Annotated in this window: 14 protein-coding genes; 6 read left to right on the top strand and 8 right to left on the bottom strand. The window is 41.5% G+C overall.

The annotated features are described in order from the left end of the window. Positions 1-275: 275 nt before the first annotated feature. Positions 276-1,406, bottom strand: a complete 1,131-nt coding sequence (locus I6N96_RS16430; RefSeq protein ID WP_209558656.1) for a tyrosine-type recombinase/integrase — start codon at positions 1,404-1,406, stop codon at positions 276-278. A 1,114-nt stretch (positions 1,407-2,520) separates the two neighbouring features. Here I6N96_RS16430 and I6N96_RS16435 point away from each other — a divergent pair. Together I6N96_RS16435 and argH are read left to right on the top strand one after the other, a co-directional pair. After that, the gene (locus I6N96_RS16435; RefSeq protein WP_283811222.1) at positions 2,521-3,726 is read left to right on the top strand and encodes an argininosuccinate synthase; all 1,206 of its coding nucleotides are present in this window, start codon (positions 2,521-2,523) and stop codon (positions 3,724-3,726) included. Positions 3,727-4,003: 277 nt separating this feature from the next. Next, on the top strand, positions 4,004-5,383 hold the full coding sequence (argH, locus tag I6N96_RS16440) for an argininosuccinate lyase (RefSeq protein ID WP_209558658.1): 1,380 nt from the start codon (positions 4,004-4,006) through the stop codon (positions 5,381-5,383). Between the two features lie 78 nt (positions 5,384-5,461). Here argH and I6N96_RS16445 read toward each other — a convergent pair whose 3' ends face one another. Together I6N96_RS16445 and I6N96_RS16450 are read right to left on the bottom strand one after the other, a co-directional pair. Further along, on the bottom strand, positions 5,462-5,950 hold the full coding sequence (locus tag I6N96_RS16445) for a Dps family protein (RefSeq protein WP_209558659.1): 489 nt from the start codon (positions 5,948-5,950) through the stop codon (positions 5,462-5,464). 221 nt (positions 5,951-6,171) lie between these two features. Further along, entirely contained in the window at positions 6,172-7,005 is an 834-nt protein-coding gene (locus tag I6N96_RS16450; protein ID WP_209558660.1) for a DUF5105 domain-containing protein, read from the bottom strand. Positions 7,006-7,153: 148 nt separating this feature from the next. Between I6N96_RS16450 and I6N96_RS16455 the strand changes: the two genes are divergently transcribed. Beyond that, complete coding sequence (locus I6N96_RS16455) at positions 7,154-7,849, top strand: prepilin peptidase (protein WP_209558661.1); 696 nt, start codon at positions 7,154-7,156, stop codon at positions 7,847-7,849. A gap of 80 nt (positions 7,850-7,929) precedes the next feature. Here I6N96_RS16455 and msrA read toward each other — a convergent pair whose 3' ends face one another. Together msrA and I6N96_RS16465 are read right to left on the bottom strand one after the other, a co-directional pair. Next, entirely contained in the window at positions 7,930-8,460 is a 531-nt protein-coding gene (gene msrA, locus I6N96_RS16460) for a peptide-methionine (S)-S-oxide reductase MsrA (protein WP_209558703.1), read from the bottom strand. 244 nt (positions 8,461-8,704) lie between these two features. After that, complete coding sequence (locus I6N96_RS16465) at positions 8,705-9,535, bottom strand: MurR/RpiR family transcriptional regulator (RefSeq protein WP_209558662.1); 831 nt, start codon at positions 9,533-9,535, stop codon at positions 8,705-8,707. Between the two features lie 156 nt (positions 9,536-9,691). Here I6N96_RS16465 and I6N96_RS16470 point away from each other — a divergent pair, with 156 nt between their 5' ends. Next, the gene (locus tag I6N96_RS16470; protein ID WP_209558663.1) at positions 9,692-10,381 is read left to right on the top strand and encodes an N-acetylmannosamine-6-phosphate 2-epimerase; all 690 of its coding nucleotides are present in this window, start codon (positions 9,692-9,694) and stop codon (positions 10,379-10,381) included. A gap of 30 nt (positions 10,382-10,411) precedes the next feature. Beyond that, the gene (locus I6N96_RS16475; protein WP_209558664.1) at positions 10,412-11,914 is read left to right on the top strand and encodes a PTS transporter subunit EIIC; all 1,503 of its coding nucleotides are present in this window, start codon (positions 10,412-10,414) and stop codon (positions 11,912-11,914) included. A 143-nt stretch (positions 11,915-12,057) separates the two neighbouring features. On the opposite strand, the gene I6N96_RS16480 is transcribed toward I6N96_RS16475, so the two are convergent. Next, positions 12,058-14,454, bottom strand: a complete 2,397-nt coding sequence (locus tag I6N96_RS16480; RefSeq protein WP_209558665.1) for a DEAD/DEAH box helicase family protein — start codon at positions 14,452-14,454, stop codon at positions 12,058-12,060. 27 nt (positions 14,455-14,481) lie between these two features. Beyond that, positions 14,482-15,609 (bottom strand): glycerate kinase family protein, encoded by a 1,128-nt coding sequence (locus I6N96_RS16485; protein ID WP_209558666.1) that lies wholly within the window; start codon positions 15,607-15,609, stop codon positions 14,482-14,484. A gap of 258 nt (positions 15,610-15,867) precedes the next feature. Here I6N96_RS16485 and I6N96_RS16490 point away from each other — a divergent pair, with 258 nt between their 5' ends. Next, positions 15,868-16,773, top strand: a complete 906-nt coding sequence (locus I6N96_RS16490; RefSeq protein ID WP_209558667.1) for a magnesium transporter CorA family protein — start codon at positions 15,868-15,870, stop codon at positions 16,771-16,773. A 79-nt stretch (positions 16,774-16,852) separates the two neighbouring features. Here I6N96_RS16490 and rpoC read toward each other — a convergent pair whose 3' ends face one another. Then, on the bottom strand, positions 16,853-20,506 hold the full coding sequence (rpoC, locus tag I6N96_RS16495; RefSeq protein ID WP_283811223.1) for a DNA-directed RNA polymerase subunit beta': 3,654 nt from the start codon (positions 20,504-20,506) through the stop codon (positions 16,853-16,855). Positions 20,507-20,694 lie beyond the last annotated feature (188 nt).

Here is a 20,694-nt window from a genome sequence, read left to right on the forward strand (position 1 = left end):
CACTACAAATCCAGAGCAAGTTAAATACGATTTTCCGCCAAACAGCTTATAATCTAGATAGTAATAACAAGCACCTGCACTGTTGAAGAATCCAGATTGCCTCAACTTAAAATTATCAAATGGCCCTCCCATCTATAATTTAGTTGACCTCTGTTACATGTAGTTCAAAACGGATGATTTAGCAGTGCTTACAAATTTTCTCTTGTAATGAGTAATTACAAGAAAAACACCTGTATCAAGTCCTGATACAGGTGTTAGAATAACAATTGACGGTATTATTGACGGTTAATAACTTCAGAATAATCAAATTGCCGTTGATCAATGACGGCCATAGCCTCCCTTCTTTTTTCCCATAGAGAATCTGCATAGGTATCTAAAGTCAGCTTTGTTGACCTATGTCCTAACAATTTACTAAGCGAGGAAATATCCACACCATTTTCCACACAGCGTGTAGCAAACGTATGTCTCAATACATGGAAGTGAATAGGCGTTATGCCCGCCTGCCGAACCAGCTTTCGCAAATGATAATTGACCATACGAGGCTCTGTATGATTTCCATTAGTAGAAACCACATATTTAGAATCACTCTCTCCATACTTTTTGAGTAGATACATTTTGAGAAACTTACCTAATGGGATTTTCCGAATCGAGCTTTTTGTTTTCGGTGTACTGATCAGCACTTTTGTCCTGTTCAAATCATCAGGATTCGGTATTCTCTGAAGCGTGCAGTTCACATTAATCATCTCTTGCTCAAAATCAATATCTGCCCATCTTAAACCGCAAATTTCTCCCACCCGCATTCCAGTAGCCAACCCAATGATCACAGCAGAACTACCTTTTTCTTCAAAAGCTAAAGCTTCCAACTTTTTCTGTTCATTGGTCGTCAAGGCATGAACAGCATTGCTTTTACTTGTAAAAGAGATAGAGATGCTTCTGCATGGGTTGGTTACTAAATAACCATTATCAACAGCGTAGTTGATGCTGATTTTTAATATAGTAATGATATTTTTAGTTGTGTTGTCTGAATAGTTTTCAGTAGACAGCTGTTGAACAAACATGTTGATATGCTCTTTCTCCAATAAATGCAGCTTCTTCTTTCCTAGAGAAGGAATAATGTGATTTCTTATTTTCGATTCATAGCTTGTCCATGTCGACTGCTTTACCTGATCCTTTATTGCTGTATAGAGCCAGTAATCCAGCCATTCGGCAAGCGTCCCTTCAAATACTCTATTTGTGTTTCCGGAATATTGCTGCTTCTTCTCTAGAAGCTTTTCTCGTGCCTCACTATACGTTTTCCCATAAATATAGCCATAAATGATCCGGCCATTCTTGCTTCTCGATTTCTTATATCGACCTTCCCACCTACCGTCTTTTCTTTTATAAATGTTTTCTCCTCTTTTAACCAATAGATACACACTCCTATATGACGCTTCATTTGACGTTTTATATATTTTTACAAAGACAATCATTTAAAATAAATAGTAAGATTTAGAAAATAAAACTAAAAAAACTGTAAATTTTCTCATTTTTTTACAATATAACTAAAAAACATGAGAGAAATGTTTCGTTTTCTATATAGACTTGCGAAAAAACATGTATTATAATCGTATTGAATTAAGAAAAACCATCCTTTCCATCTCTTGTAATTACTCATTACAAGAGAAAATATAGGTTTTTTTTAAGGAAATGATGCCTCTAATTCAGTATTTTTTTAAATAAATGAATAATATAAGAACAATTATGCAAGTAACTACTGGAATACGAAGTTGCTTCTTTTTTTTATTTAAATATCAGAATCAGATAAACAGATCGGTTGTACCACCGCTGATACTACAATTCTTATGATATATAAGTATTGCCGGAGTCCTTCTAGGACAGCCAGCAGTACTTTTTTATTATGCGACAGCAAAACAGACAGACGATCTCCACAAAAAATAGACAATACTTTTCATAAAAAAAAAGCAATCTCTCAACTAAAATAATTATTTCAAAATCTTATTCCCCCTCAATATTATTCTTTCCCATACACTTTCACCTTCTATATTATGAGCAGCATCCTCACCATCTCCTTCCTAACTCTCCCCAAACTTCTTAAATATCTTTCTTCAATAAAAATCATAACATTTCAATAATAAAATAAGATTATGCCTTGATTAGGAGGAAGCCCCAATTATTCAGAAGATAGCAATAAATCAATGCGTATATATTGAAAGGAAGTCGAATCTCAAATCTATTCAAACAACTTACAACTGAAGACTGCACATAAATGTACAAGAAAAATTTTAACTATTGATGTTTTGCGGCTTTTTGATTCTCAAAAGGAAAAAAACACTCCCATTATTCATCGTAAAAAAGACTGTATCACGCCCTTTCCAGCGAATTCCCTTCCTTCTAAATGTATATTTTATTACAAAAATGCATTTTTCTGCATATTTATTTACAAAAATGGTTGATTTTTGAATTTTCAAATGCTATGATAAGTTCAATTCAATTTTTGAGATTAAACAAGGGGTGCATTTGATGAAAGAAAAAGTAGTATTAGCATATTCCGGAGGGCTTGATACCTCCGTCGCGGTTAAATGGTTAGTAGATGAAGGCTATGATGTCATCGCCTGCTGTTTGGATGTTGGCGAGAGAAAGAATTTGGCCTTTATCAAGGAGAAGGCTTTGAATGTGGGGGCTTCGGCTTCTTATACCATTGATGCAAAGGAAGAGTTCGCTCAAGAATTCGCCTTGATTGCATTACAAGGACATACCTTCTATGAACAGTCTTACCCGTTGGTTTCCGCACTATCACGACCACTGATTGCGAAAAAACTGGTAGAGCTGGCAAAAGAAACAGGCGCAACAACGATTGCTCATGGCTGTACAGGAAAAGGCAACGACCAAGTCCGTTTTGAAGTGGCAATCAATGCATTGGCACCTGAGATCAAGGTCATTGCTCCTGTTCGTGAATGGAAATGGTCACGTGAGGAAGAAATCAATTATGCACTGGAAAAAGGCGTGCCTGTTCCAGCTGATTTAGATAATCCTTATTCTATCGACCAAAATCTGTGGGGCAGAGCAAACGAATGCGGCATTTTGGAAGATCCATGGGCAACACCTCCAGAGGGGGCATACGAGCTGACAGCCAGCTTAGAAGATGCGCCTGATCAAGCAGATATCATTGAAATCACATTTGTAGAGGGTGTTCCAACAGCAATCAACGGAGAAGAAATGCTTTTGTCTGAGTTGATCTTGTATCTAAATGATTTAGCCGGCAAGCATGGGGTCGGTCGGATCGATCACGTGGAAAACAGACTGGTAGGCATCAAATCACGTGAAGTCTATGAATGTCCGGGAGCAATCACCTTGATGACTGCTCATAAAGAACTGGAAGACCTGACATTTGTTCGTGAGGTTGCTCATTTCAAACCAACTATTGAAAATCAGCTGTCACAGGTTATCTATGATGGCTTATGGTTCAATCCGCTGACCGATGCGTTGATTGCCTTCTTAAAATCAACACAGAAGTATGTGAACGGCGTTGTACGTGTCAAGCTGTTCAAGGGACATGCCATCGTAGAGGGCAGAAAGTCAGCCAACAGCTTATATAATGAAGAGCTGGCAACTTATACATCCGCGGATACCTTCGATCAAGATGCAGCAATCGGCTTTATCAAGCTGTGGGGCTTGCCGACGAAGGTTCATGCAGAAGTACAGGCACAGGTAAACAAAGAAGAATAGAATGTGTTTCATAGAGAGATGACCTTTACAGCGCGCTGTAAATAAGGATACCCAACACATTTTTTCGATACTTGCTTCTAGAGAGGCTCCTTTCGTTCTGCGGGATGAAATAACGAGTACAGCAAGGCTTTCATCACGAATCATATCCACTCAGATATCGCTTCCGAGTGGGTGTGATTACCCCTGAAATACAATACAGACGGTTCGTCTATGAAGTAGAGATAGACGAACCGTCCTTTTCTTTAATGAAAAAACAAATCATAATGAGGTGACGAACATGAAAAAACTATGGGGCGGACGTTTCGAAGGAAAGAGCGAGAGCTGGATCGATGAATTCGGTGCATCTATTTCTTTCGATCAGGCATTGGCTGCACAGGATATCCAAGGGAGCTTGGCTCACGTGAAAATGCTGGGACATACAGGAATCATTCATGCAGATGAAGCGGAAACCATCAAGAACGGTCTGTTAGCAGTTCAAGAAAAGCTGGCGAACGAGGAACTGACCTTCAGCATTGAAAATGAAGATATCCATTTAAATATAGAAACCTTCCTTCACCAGGAGATAGGCACCGTAGCTGGGAAGCTCCATACAGGCAGAAGTCGAAATGATCAGGTCGCTACCGATATGCATTTGTATTTGAAGACAATTGTTCAACAAACCATCGAAAAAATCCATACCTTCCGTCATGTTCTGGTGGAGAAGGCGGAAAAGCATGTAGAAACGATCATGCCCGGCTATACTCACCTGCAGCATGCACAGCCGATTTCTTTTGCGCATCACTTAATGGCTTATTACGGCATGCTGACAAGAGATCAGGAACGTTTTTCAGAAAGCCTGAAACGGATCGACATTTCTCCTTTAGGCTGTGCTGCACTAGCAGGGACGACATTTCCAATCGACCGAGAATATTCAGCAAAAGAGCTTGGTTTCTCTTCTGTTTATGAAAATAGTCTGGACGGCGTGAGTGATCGAGACTTCATCTTAGAATTTTTGAGCAACAGCTCGATCATGATGATGCACCTTACTCGTTTTTGCGAGGAACTTATATTATGGTGCAGTCATGAATTTCAATTTATCGAGTTGACGGATACCTTTTCCACCGGCAGCTCGATCATGCCGCAAAAAAAGAATCCAGATATGGCTGAGCTGATTCGTGGGAAATCTGGACGGGTTTTTGGCAACTTATTTGGTTTGCTGACTGTATTGAAAGGTCTTCCTCTGGCTTACAATAAGGATTTGCAAGAGGATAAGGAAGGCATGATCGATACTGCTCATACGATTCTGACCAGCTTGGATATCATGGCTGGCATGATCGATACCATGAAAATCAACGAGGAAATCATGGAGAAATCCACAGAGAAAGACTTCTCTAATGCAACAGAATTGGCTGATTATTTGGCTGCGAAGGGTATGCCCTTCAGACAAGCTCATGAGGTCGTCGGCAAGTTGGTATTAGAATGTACGAAAAGAAGCACCTATCTACAGGATGTTCCGTTAGAAGAGTATCAAAGCATTACACCTTTGATTGAAAAAGATATTTACACTGCACTGGCTTCACGGACAGCTGTTGAGCGTCGGCATTCACTGGGTGGTACAGGCTTTGAGCAGGTAACAGCTGCAATTAATAAAGCCACGGCTCAATTAGCTGGAGAATAAAAGAAAAAGAGCGAGACTTACTCCAACCGGAGTCACTGTCTCGCTCTTCTTCTAGCTATTTATAGTTTCAAGTCTTAATTATCTGGTTTTAGTACGTGTATCTGCATCAATGCCAGGTGCTTTTCCTAATTTTGCCTGAATCATCCAGATTTTCTTTTCGATATCTGTTTTGTTGGCAATAAAGATATCTTGAGTAGAGTCGTCGCCTTCGTCGCCGGAAACATCGATCCCTTTTTGATACAGATCAGCTAAGTAGCGGTAGCCCTCTACTAATTTTTCCATGCGTTCAGGAATTGTACGATCCCAATTTCCGATTTCATCTTCGATTCCGGTATTATCCGCAAATTCTCTTAATGTAGAATAAGGAGAACCATCTAAAGTGATCAGACGTTCAGAAACCACGTCCAGCTGATCATTGATTTCATCCATAAATTCGTCCATTAATGGATGCAGCGTCAAAAATTCAGGGCCGCGCATATACCAATGTGTTTGGTGGATAACTACTGAAAACTGGCTTAAATCTGCTACTAACTGATTCAATACTTCTTTTGTTTGTTCAAATTTCATTTCTTCATCCTCCTATTTCTATATGAATACGACGAAATAAACAATGGTAAAAATGACCTTTATTATCTGTGTGCCAGACAATCGTCATTTTTCGTATAAAGTATTATTTCGTGAGTTCCATACACCTAATATTCTATACTATCATTGTATTATGAAATGAATGGAAAGTACAACAAAATCACTCAAAATTAGAATATTTATTTTTTGATAATAATTACATTCTATTCCGAAGCGCTTGTTGAGGACTCCTCCGTACTTTCCTGCGCTTCTCTTAACAGGTCATCTACAGCATCTTTCAGCTCATCATCAGAAGTATTTTCATCCAATGCCGGCTGACTATAAAGATCATCTAATAATTCATTCATCACTTCATCCGTCACTTCGTTGAGTGCTTCATCCAGTTCCTCAGGTTTCTCTGTTCCGGAAATAAACGCCATAAAGATATTAGACACTACTTCTTTCTGATCGTCAGGAATAAACCATTTGCCATTCGCCTTCTCCAGCCTCAAATCCATTTCAATAGAGTCGTTCTCTATCTTTATAACCTGTATCCGTTCGGTCAAGATTGTAATAGCAGACTGAAGAGTCTCTTCACCGCTTGCCTCATCCTCAGATTGTTCTGCCGCTTCACTCGCCTCTCGAATCAGCGTACGGGTCATCTCCTTCACTGCGTTCACCAGATCCAATCCGGTAATAAAGTAAGTGATCGTCGCTGTATCCTTCTCCTCTTTGATTCCGGCAACCTTGAAACTTGTCTTCTCTCTCATTTGCTTCAGCAATTCTTGAGTGAGTCCGGCAACATCTCTTTCAGAAACACTCTCGTCACCTGTTAATAACCCTTCCAAAAAATCATCTTCAAACTTCTCAGCATTCTTATCCAGCTCTTCTCCGGTTTTCACACCATCCTCAAAAGCATCAGCAAATTCATTCGTCCGTTCCTGATAAATCAAACGGTCGATAAGCAGCTCTCCGGCTTCATCCGCTGGTATTGCTTTGTTACAGCCGGTAAGAACTAGCGCTGTAACAGCAATTATGAACAATGCAGTTTTTTTCATATGTGTTTTTTCCTCCATCTATGTACTCTGTCATTCCTATCTATTCAACTACTCTTATAGTCTATTATTCCTAAAAGATTCCGAAAAGTCTACCTGAAATAAAAAAATTTACTATTTTTGCGTATTTTCTTTTGAAGGGAGGAATAATATGACACAAGTAATACTATTCATTCTGGGATGCTGTCTGGGTTCATTCTATTGTCTGATTGCAGAAAGAGTGCCGCAAGGGAAATCTATTCTTTCCCCAGCCTCACACTGTCCCTATTGCAGACAAAGGCTTTCTTTTTATGAATTGATCCCATTGCTGTCCATCACAACCCAACAATTCCAATGCAGATCTTGTTTTAAACAACTACCAATCATCTATTTTATCAGTGAACTGGCAGGCGGATTTCTTTGTGTTTTCTGCTTTGCTCAGGGGCTGCATCCCTCCTCCCTTTATCTCTTCTTATTTTTGAGTATGGGCCTGCTTCTCTCATTGACAGACTGCTTCTATCTGATTGTTGAACCAAGGATATTTTATTCCTTTTCTATCACTTTATTGGCTTGGCAGCTTTGGTGTTCATTCTCCCTGCACCTAGCCGCCGGTCTTATCATAAGCCTCTTTCTTTGCGGTTTGAACAAGCTCTTTCCACAAGCCATCGGCGGCGGTGATATTTTATTATTAGGCTGTTGGAGCTTGCTGCTTGGGTGGGAAAGCATTTTACTACTGCTATTTTCAGCAAGTACAAGTGCACTGCTTTACAGCATGACCCAGCAGCTCCTTTTTCGAAAGAGAATCACACAGCTTCCGTTCGTCCCTTTTTTAACAATTGGATTATTCTCAGTATTTCTATTTAAGTAGCTCGAGTAATAAAAGAACCATTTGAACTGCTCGTCTGTGTTGGGCGATTGTTCAAGTGGTTCAGTCCTCGATTTTATTTGCTATTTTTTCCAATGATCCTTGATAAATTTTGCACGGCCGGAACCTTGTCTGTATAGATTATAGTGCAGACTGTTCTTTTGATAATAATCCTGATGGTACTCTTCAGCAGGATAGAATGGCTGTGCCGGCTCAATTTTTGTTACGATTGGTTTGGTGAAGCGACCGCTATTTTGTAATGCAGCTTTCGATGCCTCCGCAATCTCCTTCTGTTCCTCGTTCATGTAAAAAATCACTGGACGATAGGAATCTCCTCGATCCGCAAATTGCCCCAATGCATCAGTCGGATCTGTCTGTTGCCAGTAGATTTCTACTAAATCCTTATACGATAAAACTGTTGGGTCAAAGGTGATTTCAACAGCCTCTGTGTGACCGGTGGTTCCAGTCGTTACCTGCGCATAGGTTGGGTTCTCTACATGTCCTCCGGTATATCCGGACACGACAGAAATAACGCCCGGCTGTTCATCAAAAGGATGTACCATACACCAGAAGCAACCTCCGGCAAAAATTGCTTTTTCATACTGCATACTCATGATCGTCCCTCCACTTTTTTTCTTCATCATACGCTTATTCCAGAAGGAACAACAATTATCTGCACTCTAAAAGGATAATGGAGCTCTGACACCGATCTGTCAGAGCGCCATAAATAAACAATCATTTCCATTGATCCTTTTCAAAACTCTGTTCAGCCCACTCAAGAATACAGCTACTTCAACGCAGCTATAGTATACTCTACCCGATTTTCTTAAACCCGAAGATACAGCTGCTATAACGGCCTCAATTCATCTGCTTATTGATGATAGAGCGTGCCACTTTTTCCCTCATTTGAAGCTCGTTGATACCATAAGTTTTCTCATAATATGTGATCAATAAATCAATTGCAAATACTTGAGAAACCTTTCCTGTCAAAGATCCACCATTCAATAGATACTCTTCGATCGCTGTCTGCAACACGACATCACTGATTTGAGCAATCGGAGACAACACATAATTGGAGATGGCGATGATCGTTGCTTTGTTTTCTTTGGCAATTGATAATGCATCATAGATATCTTTAGTTTTTCCAGTAAGACTCAGAGCGATCACAACATCCTCTTTAGTAAACAGTGAAGCACTCATCGCTTGATAATGCGAATCTGTAATTGCTTTTGCTTCGACACCACCCCGTAAAAAACGTGATTCCATATCTCTCGCAGTTATCCCACTGGAACCTACACCAAATATATAGATATTTTTAGCGTTGTAAATGTATTCAACAGCTGCTTTCAGCTTTTCTTCATCCGCCAATACACTGGTCTCTTGTATTGCCTTTATCAAGCGATTCTCCACCACTTTAACAAATGATTTCTCTGAAGAATCAGCATGATTTGATGCCGAGGACGGGAATCCTTCTTTAGCAATATCGATCTTCAAATCGGAAAATCCATTATAGCCAAGCTTTTGACAGAATCTGACAATCGTAGCATCACCGACCATTGTCGCTTTTTTTATATCTACCAACGTTTGATGAAGGACTTTCTCTCCCGAAGAAACGATATAATCAGCTACTTTTTTTTCTGATTTTGTTAGATAGGTGTAATTGGCATGTATATTCTCTAAATAGCTCATAAGTACGCTCCACTTTTTCATGTTTTCTCTATTTTCCATTGATTTACAAATTTTGTCAAATTTCTCCGCCCCTCCATATTTACTTTTGTGGAGGAGTGTAGTATATTAGAATCAAATTCGGAGTTTTTCTCCGAAAATAAAATATTGGAGGAAAAAATGAAAAAGAACGAATTTCTATCCGCAATAAAAAACGGCATTATCGTTTCCTGCCAAGCACTCCCTGGCGAACCGTTATACTCCGCCCTAGGCGGAATCATGCCCCTGATGGCTAAAGCTGCCCAGGAGGCTGGTGCAGTGGGGATTCGAGCAAATTCTGTACGTGACATCAAAGAAATTCAAGCGGTGACATCTTTACCAATCATCGGAATCATTAAGCGGGAGTATCTACCCCAAGAGCCTTTTATCACCGCAACGATGAAAGAAGTGGATGAATTAGCTGAATCCGGCGTTCCTGTTATCGCCTTAGACTGCACAGAAAGAGAGCGTTTTGACGAAAAATCCGTTGCTCAAAATATACAGGAAATCAAATCAAAATATCCGGATATTCTTTTGATGGCAGACATTTCCACAGTTGAAGAAGGTATCCTCGCTTGGGAGGCGGGAGTAGATTTTGTTGGAACGACATTGGCTGGCTATACGAAGGAAAGTACACCATCTGACGGGCCTGATTTCAACTTGATTCAACAGCTTACTGCTGCTGGAATAGACGTTATTGCAGAGGGGAAAATTCACACACCAGAGCAAGCTGCTGCAATTCATAAACTAGGTGTTGCCGGAATCGTCGTTGGCGGTGCAATCACACGTCCGAAGGAAATCGCTGCACGTTTTATTGATGCAATCAACTAAGGAGTTACCAAAAGATGAAGGAGGATTTTTATGTTTAAGAAATTTTCACAGTTAGGAAGAGCATTTATGCTGCCTATTGCTATTTTACCAGCTGCTGGTCTTTTGCTAGGTATAGGCGGAGCGTTGTCAAATGCCAGTGCCATTCAAGCATATCCTTGGCTGGATCAGCAATGGCTGCAGACTATTTTAACGATCATGAGCAATGCGGGGAATGCCGTTTTTAGTAACTTAGCACTTATTTTTGCTATCGGTTTGGCTGTTGGTTTGGCAAACGGGGACAAAGGAACTGCTGGTTTGGCTGGTGGAGTTTCTTTCCTTGTTTATACTGCAACGATCAGTGGTTTACTGCAATTATTTTCGCCTGACAACACGATCGATACTGGTGTTGTCGGATCTATTGCTATTGGTGGAACGGTTGCTTTTCTCCATAATCGTTACCGTAAAATCGAGCTGCCCAGATTCTTAGGCTTCTTTGGCGGTTCCCGCTTCATACCCATCATTTCTTCCATGGCAGCAATTGTAATCGGTGTCATTTTCTTTCTGATTTGGCCGCCGATCCAACAAGTAATGACTAGTGCAGGAGAAGCAGTTGCAGGTATGGGAAGTTTCGGGACTTTCCTCTACGGTTTCTTACTTCGTTTGACAGGGGCCGTCGGGTTACACCATACGATCTATCCGATGTTCTGGTACACCTCTTTAGGCGGCGTAGAAGTTGTAGCCGGTGAACAAATTGTCGGGGCACAGAATATTTTCTTTGCTCAGCTGGCAGATTCAAATCACACAGGTCTATTTACTTATGGTACACGCTTTTTTGCAGGGCGTTTTGCAACAATGATGTTCGGGCTTCCCGCAGCCTGTTTTGCAATGTATCGAGCTATTCCTAAAGAGAATAGAAAGAATACCGGCGGCCTGTATGCCAGCGGCGCATTGACATCATTTTTGACAGGGATCACAGAACCGATTGAATATATGTTTTTATTTGGGGCACCATGGCTGTACGTTATCCATGCTTTTTTAGATGGTTGTTCATTTCTCGCAGCCGATTTATTGAATATCCGCATTGGAAATTCATTTTCCGGCGGTTTGATCGACTTTCTGTTGTTCGGTGTTTTCCAAGGACAGGATCGCACTCATTGGCTCTATGTAATCCCATTAGGCTTAGTCTGGGCAGCAATCTACTACTTCGTCTTTACTTTCTTCATCAAAAAATTCAAGGTGGCAATTCCCGGAATGGAGAGTAGTGATGAAATAGAAGCTGTAACAACTCCTGCTTCAAAGGGAACCAATGCACTTTATGATGATTCCTTGATTATCATTGACGCCCTCGGTGGTGAAAAAAACATCGATTCTGTCACGGCTTGTGCCACTCGGTTAAGAGTAGCCGTCAAGGACAGCACCGCTGTAAACAAGGATCAGATCAAACGTTTAGGGGCCGTAGCTGTACTAGAAATCGATGGTGGTATTCAAGCTGTCTTCGGTGGAAAAGCTGATCTGTTCAGCCAAGAAATCAATCAGATATTAGGCAGCGAATAAAAAAAATGGCAGCCGCCCAAAGCTAGCATTACGTTCCTAGCCTTGGGCGGTCATTTTATGATGAATAGCACACCGTTCATTTTTTCTTTACTAGATTGCTTCTATATTAATCAAGCGTCTCTGCCATCATATAGGAAATAGTCTCAACGCCAGATTTTCTGTTGAATAACTGTTTCTCTTCTCTCATGAATCAGTGTCTGCATCCGTCCTTCAACCAGCAACCTTCGTCCCTTTGGATTTCTAGTATAGACAATGGAAACACTTGGAATCTTTTTACGGATTGCTTTCAAGAAATGCTCGGCTTCTTGCTTTTTCCTTCCATAACGCTCTGGTACAGCATAGGTATTTCCTCCAATCAGCAGCAAATACCTTGGATTTTCGATTGCTTCAAGCATCTCCTTTGCTGCGTCAATGAATAGTCGCTCATTATGATAACTGACTGTCTTCACTTCACAATAGAAGCTGTTTGCCTCAATAGCTGTGTAAAGCTGATCTTCCTCAGCAATCAGCTGGTCCTGCTTCAGTAAATCCAACAAAGCCTGCAGCAGCTGTTCCTTTTGCCGACATTTCCTGCGCCAGTTTCGCTCTCGTTTTCTTTCACTGAAATAGTTGGATAATTCTCCGGCTGTTAGAGAAGACCAAAAGCCCTTTTTCGGCTGTTCCTTGATTGTCAGGAAATGCTGCTGCTCATTTTTTTTACTTATCTCTTTGAGGAAAAGCGGCATCGACAAGCGAGACCCTCGAACCAGCGCCTTCTGCCAAGTTTCCCGATGCTGCTCTCTTTCAGCCGCCATAAACAATTGCTGGTGCGTATAGGTATTGATTTGCTCCAATGTTGCTTCCCCTGGAAGATCAAACCGTTCATTGCCGGTCGTGATCAGTGGTGGTGCTTCAAACTCATTTATCCCTTCAATATACGACAAGCGCTTGATGATAGGAGCAATATCCGGCTGTTCAGCGAAGGGAACATTGGGAAAAACCAAGCCTAAATGCCAGATATTTGTTAATTTACTCTCAGAAGACCTTCTTAGCCCACGCCCGCGAATTTGTTGGATTTGAACGTACGAGGATGAACGATTCCCTAAAATCACTGTATTGATTGCCGGACAATTCCAGCCTTCACCCAGCAGACTGATTGTTCCGACTAAAATATGAAGCCTTTTTTGATCCAAAAGCTGTGTCGTCTGTGATAAGATTTCTGCTTTGTTTTTTTCAGTTAATGGTAGATAGTAGTAACCATCACATAATGGATGCTTTTGAAAAAATTCGCTGTAACCTAAATAGTACCTGTCCCCCAGCTGTTGACTGATCAATAGAAACTCTCCGCAAATCGCTGCCAGTTCCGTTTGCGGTTGAATCAGATCCTTTAAGGTTAGAAAAATCGGAACTACACCGTAGGACCATTCCATATCCTCCCCCTGCAGAACCTCTTTTTTGATACGATCCAGAAAAACCACACAGGACAGTTCCTGCCCCAAATAACTTTCTTCCTTGATCACAATATGGCTGATTGCCTCTTTCAGCTGCGGGATATTCTGCCTATATTCATTGTTCAAGGTATACTCCGGAAATAGATGAAGTTTACTATCATAAAACCATTTCATCTTCTCCAGATAAGTAAAAATAGTTAACTCAGGCTGGCTCTTGTATAACTGTGTATACAAATCAATCAGCGATTTTTTCGACTGTTCAGGAATTGTCATTCGCTTATCCAATCCAAGCACTAGCCAATGATCCTTACTCAACTCGTAATCTTGCTCGTTCAAATAAAACAAGCAGCTAAGATAGTAATCAAAATTTTTATAAATAAATTCAGTTTCTTCCAAAGGCGTTTGTAGAAAATCCTGTTGTAATAAGTAGTCGGTGACTTCCTGATCACTGCACAGCACTTGCCTGATTTGCTCCTGTTCATATAAAAACTGTTCAAATTTTCGATAGCCTTCTGCTGTTACAGGAACTAGGTAAACGTAATCCTGATACGGTGCAAGAACCTTTTCCTTGATCAGCTCTGAAACTGAAATTTCCTCATCGATCGCTCCATTTAATTCTACATATCGCTGCCATTCCTTCCCAGCTGCATCAAAGGGCGGTGTCGCAGTCAAGGATAGGGTTTGCAAATCCGGAGCATTTCCCTTTAGCTGAAGCAGGACCTCTGACCAGCTGTTTTTCAGATGATGTGCTTCATCCAATACTAAAAACTCAATACCTTCCTCTGCAAAAAAGAGCGGTTCTGCCCTTTTTTTGCTGTACAGTTCCTGATAAGTTGTTACTGTAACGACCTCTGAATCAAGCAGGTTTTCTGAGATAGCCAGAGAATCATCATATTGCCTTAAAACAGCCAACCATTGCTCCTTCAAAATCAAGGACGGTACTAAAATCAATGTCTTTTTCTGCAGGCGATGCGTGATACCCACACCTAATAGTGTTTTCCCCGAACCCGGCGGTGCAATCAAATGAATACTTTGATCATCCAAATAACTCTCTAAATTGGCAAGCACTCGTGTCTGATAGCTTCGCCACTGAACCTGTTCTTTCTTCAAGAAATCCCCCCTTTCTATCTAGCACTGCTATTGGTTTGATAGCTTTCCAACAGCTTTTATCAAAGCTGCTACATTTTCAGCAGTTCGCTCCAGATTTGTCTCCGCCTCAGCTAAAACAGTCTGTAGATCTGCCGGTTCATTGACTGTTGAAAAAACAGCATCAATCCCATATTCAACAGCTTGTTCACTCCCAGCACCAGTACTTCCACAGATTGCCACTACCGGTATACCCTTAGGGACTCTGCGAGCAATACCAACAGGAGCTTTCCCTTCCATACTCTGACCATCCATTTTCCCTTCACCGACAATAACAACATCCGCTGTAACCACCTTTTCGTCAAACGCCAATAGATCCAGTACATAATCGATCCCTGAGACAAGCTTTCCGTGAGCGAAAGCTACTAATCCTGCTCCCATACCACCACCTGCTCCACTTCCCGGCACATCGATGATCTTAGGGGAAACCAGAGAATAAAAATGATGCATAGCTTTATCTGCCTCGCCCATTTGTGATTCAGCCAAACCTTTTTGAAGGCCAAAAATATATGCTGCACCATTTTCTCCACATAGAGGGTTAGCCACATCTGTGATTACAGTGATTTCCGGCAGCTTCAGCTCAGCTAACCCTTGCGGCGGTTGAAAAGAAGCTACCTTCCCCAAATTTTCACCAATCGCTTCAAGCCTATCACCAGCCTCGTCAAAAAAAGTATAGCCCAAACCTTCCGCCATACCAATGCCGCCATCGTTTGTTCCACTTCCACCGACGCCAATGAACAGCTTTTCGACACCTTCCTCTGCCAAGTCTCGGATCAACTCTCCTAGACCTCTGGTTGATAGGCGGAGCGGCGCTCTTTTTTCCTTTGGAATAGCCTGCAGACCAACTAATGCCGCCATTTCAACTAATGCTGTTTTACCATCTGAGGTGTAAGATATCTTTACTTCAGAACCAAATGGCCCCGCCACTTTCTTACTCATTTCTGTCAATCCCATATTGGCAGACAAAGCAGCTACCGTGCCTTCCCCACCATCACCTACTGGCAGTAATTCATAATCAGCATGCGGAAAAACCTTCTCAAATCCCCTTTTGATGATTTGCGCTGCTTCTAATGCAGACAAGCTTTCTTTAAACGAATCTGGTGCAATCAAAAAGCGCATACGCTCGTCCTCCTATTCTCTAATTTTTATCCTATATACAGCATCTCACCTACTTAGCAGGAAAGGTTGATCCATTCTAAATATCAACTGCTGTTTCTTTCGACAGCTTCAACAAAAAATCAATCCTATCAGCTATTATTCTATGGGTAAACTACTTCGGATACAAGAAAATTTGCATTCTACTTTTTTAGTCTGTCATTTCTCACTAAAGACTGGTAAACTATTGAGGGCTTTTACATCGTATCAGGAGGAAAGAACATGATCAAAAAAATACCATTCAATAACAAACAATCCAGCTGGATCAATATAAATACTGAAGATAAAGAAGCATTGAAAAACATTTACGCAGAATATGGGATCGACGATGAAATTGTTGAGTATTCTCTGGATAAAAATGAGCGGGCTCACTTAGACTATGATTCAAAGACAAATACCTTTGTTCTTATTTTCAATGTGCCGAATCGACAAAAAATCGATAACCACTATGAAACGATCCCGATGACTTTCATCATCAAGGACAATCGCTTCATTACTATCACCAATAAAAAGAATAAATATATTTTCTTGGAAATGGAAAAATACTTAGATGGAAACCCGGAAATAACAATTTTTAAATTTCTGTTCAGCACGCTGTTTCTGATCACTGATCTCTTTTTCCCTTATGTCGAAGAGATGAATACTGGCAGAAAAAGGGTCAATGACAAGCTGAAAGAAAAAACCAGCAAGCAAAATCTACTATTGCTGTCGGATTTAGAGACAGGAATTGTCTATTTCGTTTCTGCTTCTAAGCAAAATGTGGTGCTATTAGAACAGGTAAAAACCCATCAACTTTATAAAGGACTATCTGAGTTTGAAAAAGAAGAGCTGGACGATGCATTGATTGAGGCAAAACAGCTGGTTGAAATGACCCAGCTGTCTTCACAAATTCTTCAGCAATTGTCAGGCACCTATACCAATATCCTAAACAATAACTTGAATGAAGGGATGCGTGTTTTGACCGTTCTATCTGTTCTATTGACTGTTCCAACCATCATCACCGGTTTCTTCGGCATGAACATGCCCTTACCGTTGGAAAAAAACACCTTTGGCTGGATCATTACTATCATGCTCAGTGCTTTTCTTTGGTTCGCCTTGTCGTTTGCGTTGAAGAAACTCATGAAGTAGCTCTAACCATAAAAAAACCGTTCCTCAAGTCTTAAGGCTTGGGGAACGGTTTTTTAACTATCAAGAAGAACGTATCTTCTTATTTGTTTAGCTCATTCAATGCATCTTCAGCAGCCATCTGTGCTTCAATATCAGAGATACTGTAAACATTCTCGCTGGCTACTTTAACCTCTTTAGGTTCCATGTTACGGTAGCGAGCCATACCTGTACCAGCAGGAATGATCTTACCGATGATAACATTTTCCTTCAGACCAAGTAGAGGATCTTTCTTACCACGGATCGCAGCATCTGTCAGCACACGAGTTGTTTCCTGGAAGGACGCAGCAGATAAGAAGCTGTTTGTTTCCAGAGAGGCTTTCGTGATACCAAGTAATACTGGACGACTTGTCGCAGGAACACCGCCGGCAACAAGTGTATCGTAGTTACGGTCTTTGAATTCAGCAATATCCAGTAATGTTCCCGGCAAGATATCTGTATCACCTGGGTCCATAACGCGGACTTTACGAAGCATTTGGCGAACCATTACCTCGATATGCTTATCGCCGATTTCCACCCCTTGCATACGGTAAACACGTTGTACTTCACGCAACAGGTAGTTTTCAACTGAAAGGACATCACGAACTTGAAGCAATTGCTTCGGATCGATCGAACCTTCTGTTAAAGGCATACCACGGTGGATCGTATCGCCTTCTGCCACTTTCATGCGGGCAGTATATGGAACAGTATACGTACGTGTATCTGTTTTTCCTTTGATTGTTACTTCTTTTTGGCGTGTTGCAGGATCTTCAGAAATATCGATAACTTCACCGGTAACTTCTGTGATGACCGCTTGACCTTTCGGATTACGGGCTTCAAAGATTTCCTGAACACGGGGCAGACCTTGAGTGATATCGTCACCGGCAACCCCGCCGGTATGGAATGTACGCATGGTCAGCTGTGTACCAGGTTCTCCGATAGACTGAGCGGCAATTGTACCAACTGCTTCTCCGACTTCGACATCTGAACCAGTCGCAAGGTTACGTCCGTAACAATGCTTACATACGCCGTGTTTCGTGTTACATGTGAATACGGAACGAATCGTTACTGTTTCAACACCAGCATCGATGATTTCCTTCGCAATATCTTCTGTGATCAAATCATCTGCACCAATGATAACTTCACCTGTTTCAGGATGGCTGATTGCTTTACGTGTATAACGTCCAAGCAAACGTTCTTCCAGAGACTCGATGATTTCATTACCCTCTTTGATTGCTGCAATTTCCAGACCACGATCTGTTCCACAGTCGTCTTCACGAATGATAACATCCTGTGCCACATCAACCAGACGACGAGTCAGGTAACCTGAATCGGCTGTCTTCAAGGCTGTATCGGTCATTCCTTTACGAGCACCATGGGTAGAGATAAACATTTCCAAGACAGATAGTCCTTCACGGAAATTCGAGATGATCGGTAATTCCATGATACGTCCGTTTGGTGCTGCCATCAGTCCACGCATACCAGCAAGCTGAGTAAAGTTGGAGATGTTACCACGGGCTCCGGAATCCGACATCATGAAGATTGGATTTTTTGCATCCATACTTTCAATCAGCTTCAACTGGATCTCGTCTTTTGCACCGTTCCAAACAGCAATAACACGTTCATAACGTTCGTCATCTGTAATCAAACCACGACGGAATTGCTTCGTGATTGTTTCTACTTGTTTATGTGCTGCATCAATGATTTCTTGTTTCTCATGAAGAACCATGATATCAGCGATACCTACAGTGATACCGGCATGAGTAGAATGCTTGTACCCAAGGTCTTTCATACGGTCAAGCATTTTAGAAGTTTCAGTGATATGGAATCTCTTGAATACTTCTGCAATGATATTTCCAAGATTTTTCTTCTTGAACGGTAAAACCAGTTCCTGTTCTTTGATGTAAGTCGGAATATCTGTTCCAGCTTCAACAAAGTATTTATCAGGTGTTTGAACCGTCAAGTTGTAATCTGTTGGTTCATTCAGGTAAGGGAACTCCACAGGCATGATCTCGTTGAAGATGATCTTACCGACAGTCGTGATCAGCAGACGTTCTTTCTGCCAGTCTGTAAATGGTTTGTCTCCCAACAAGGTTGTTTGAACACCAATACGTGAGTGTAAATGGACATAACCATTACGCCATGCCAGTACAGCTTCATTCATATCACGGAAGACCATACCTTCGCCTTCACGATCGTCTTCTTCCATTGTCAGGTAGTAGTTACCCAAGACCATATCCTGAGACGGTGTTACAACCGGTTTTCCATCTTTTGGATTCAAGATGTTTTGAGCAGCCAGCATCAGCATACGTGCTTCTGCCTGTGCTTCTTCGTTCAACGGCACATGGACAGCCATTTGGTCTCCATCGAAATCGGCATTGTAAGCTTCACATACCAATGGATGCAGACGGATTGCACGACCTTCAACCAATACTGGTTCGAATGCCTGGATACCCAATCTATGCAGCGTAGGTGCCCGGTTCAGTAGAACTGGGTGTTCTTGAATGACTTCTTCAAGGATATCCCATACTTCATCTTCTCCGCGCTCAATTTTACGTTTTGCATTTTTAATGTTCGTTGCGATTTCACGCTGAACCAATACACGCATAACGAATGGTTTAAATAGTTCAATTGCCATTTCTTTCGGCAAACCACACTGATACATCTTCAAGTTTGGACCAACGACGATAACAGAACGACCAGAGTAGTCAACACGTTTACCCAGCAAGTTCTGACGGAAACGACCTTGTTTCCCTTTCAACATATGAGAAAGAGATTTCAATGGACGGTTACCCGGACCAGTTACCGGACGTCCGCGACGACCGTTATCGATCAATGCATCAACAGCTTCTTGAAGCATACGTTTTTCATTTTGAACGATGATACTTGGTGCATTTAGATCCAACAGACGTTTCAGACGGTTGTTACGGTTGATCACACGACGGTATAAGTCGTTCAAATCACTTGTCGCAAAACGTCCACCTTCCAATTGAACCATCGGACGAAGATCCGGTGGAATAACTGGGATAACATCCATGACCATCCAGCTTGGCAAGTTTCCGGATGAACGGAAAGCTTCCAAAATATCCAGACGGCGGATTGCACGTGTTCTCTTTTGTCCTTGGGCAGTCTTCAGCTCTTCTTTCAAGCTGGCAACTTCGCCATCAGGATCAACAGCATCCAACAGCTGTTTGATTGCTTCTGCACCCATTGCTGCTGAGAATCCTTGACCATATTGGTCACGTTTTTCACGATACTCACGCTCTGTCAGCAGTTGTTTTTTCTCCAGTCCAGTATCACCGGCATCAATAACAACATAAGAAGCAAAATAGATGATTTCCTCTAACGCACGCGGACTCATGTCTAACACAAGCCCCATACGAGAAGGAATACCTTTGAAGTACCAAATGTGTGATACTGGTGCAGCCAATTCAATATGACCCATACGTTCACGACGAACTTTAGAACGAGTCACTTCTACACCACATCGGTCACAGACGATACCTTTATAACGAATACGTTTATATTTCCCGCAAGCACATTCCCAATCTTTGGTAGGACCGAAAATACGTTCACAGAACAAGCCTTCACGTTCAGGCTTAAGCGTACGATAGTTAATCGTTTCTGGTTTCTTTACTTCCCCATACGACCAGCTTCTGATCTTCTCAGGCGAAGCTAAACCGATCTGCATACTCTCGAATTTATTTACATCGATCAAAAGGGGTTCCCTCCATTTCATAATAAGAAAAGCTGAACAAGTCGTCTAACTCATGAGCGATAAGCTCGAACAAAACACATGATGCTCTTTATCATGAGGTTCGTTTGACTTATCGTCGATAGAGTTGACTTGTGAAGCTAGACAGCGAAAAGCTGCACGAGTCGTCTAACTCATCAGTAATTCAACAC

Origin of the sequence: Enterococcus larvae, from assembly GCF_017830045.1 — a bacterium.
GTDB lineage: Bacteria > Bacillota > Bacilli > Lactobacillales > Enterococcaceae > Enterococcus_L > Enterococcus_L larvae.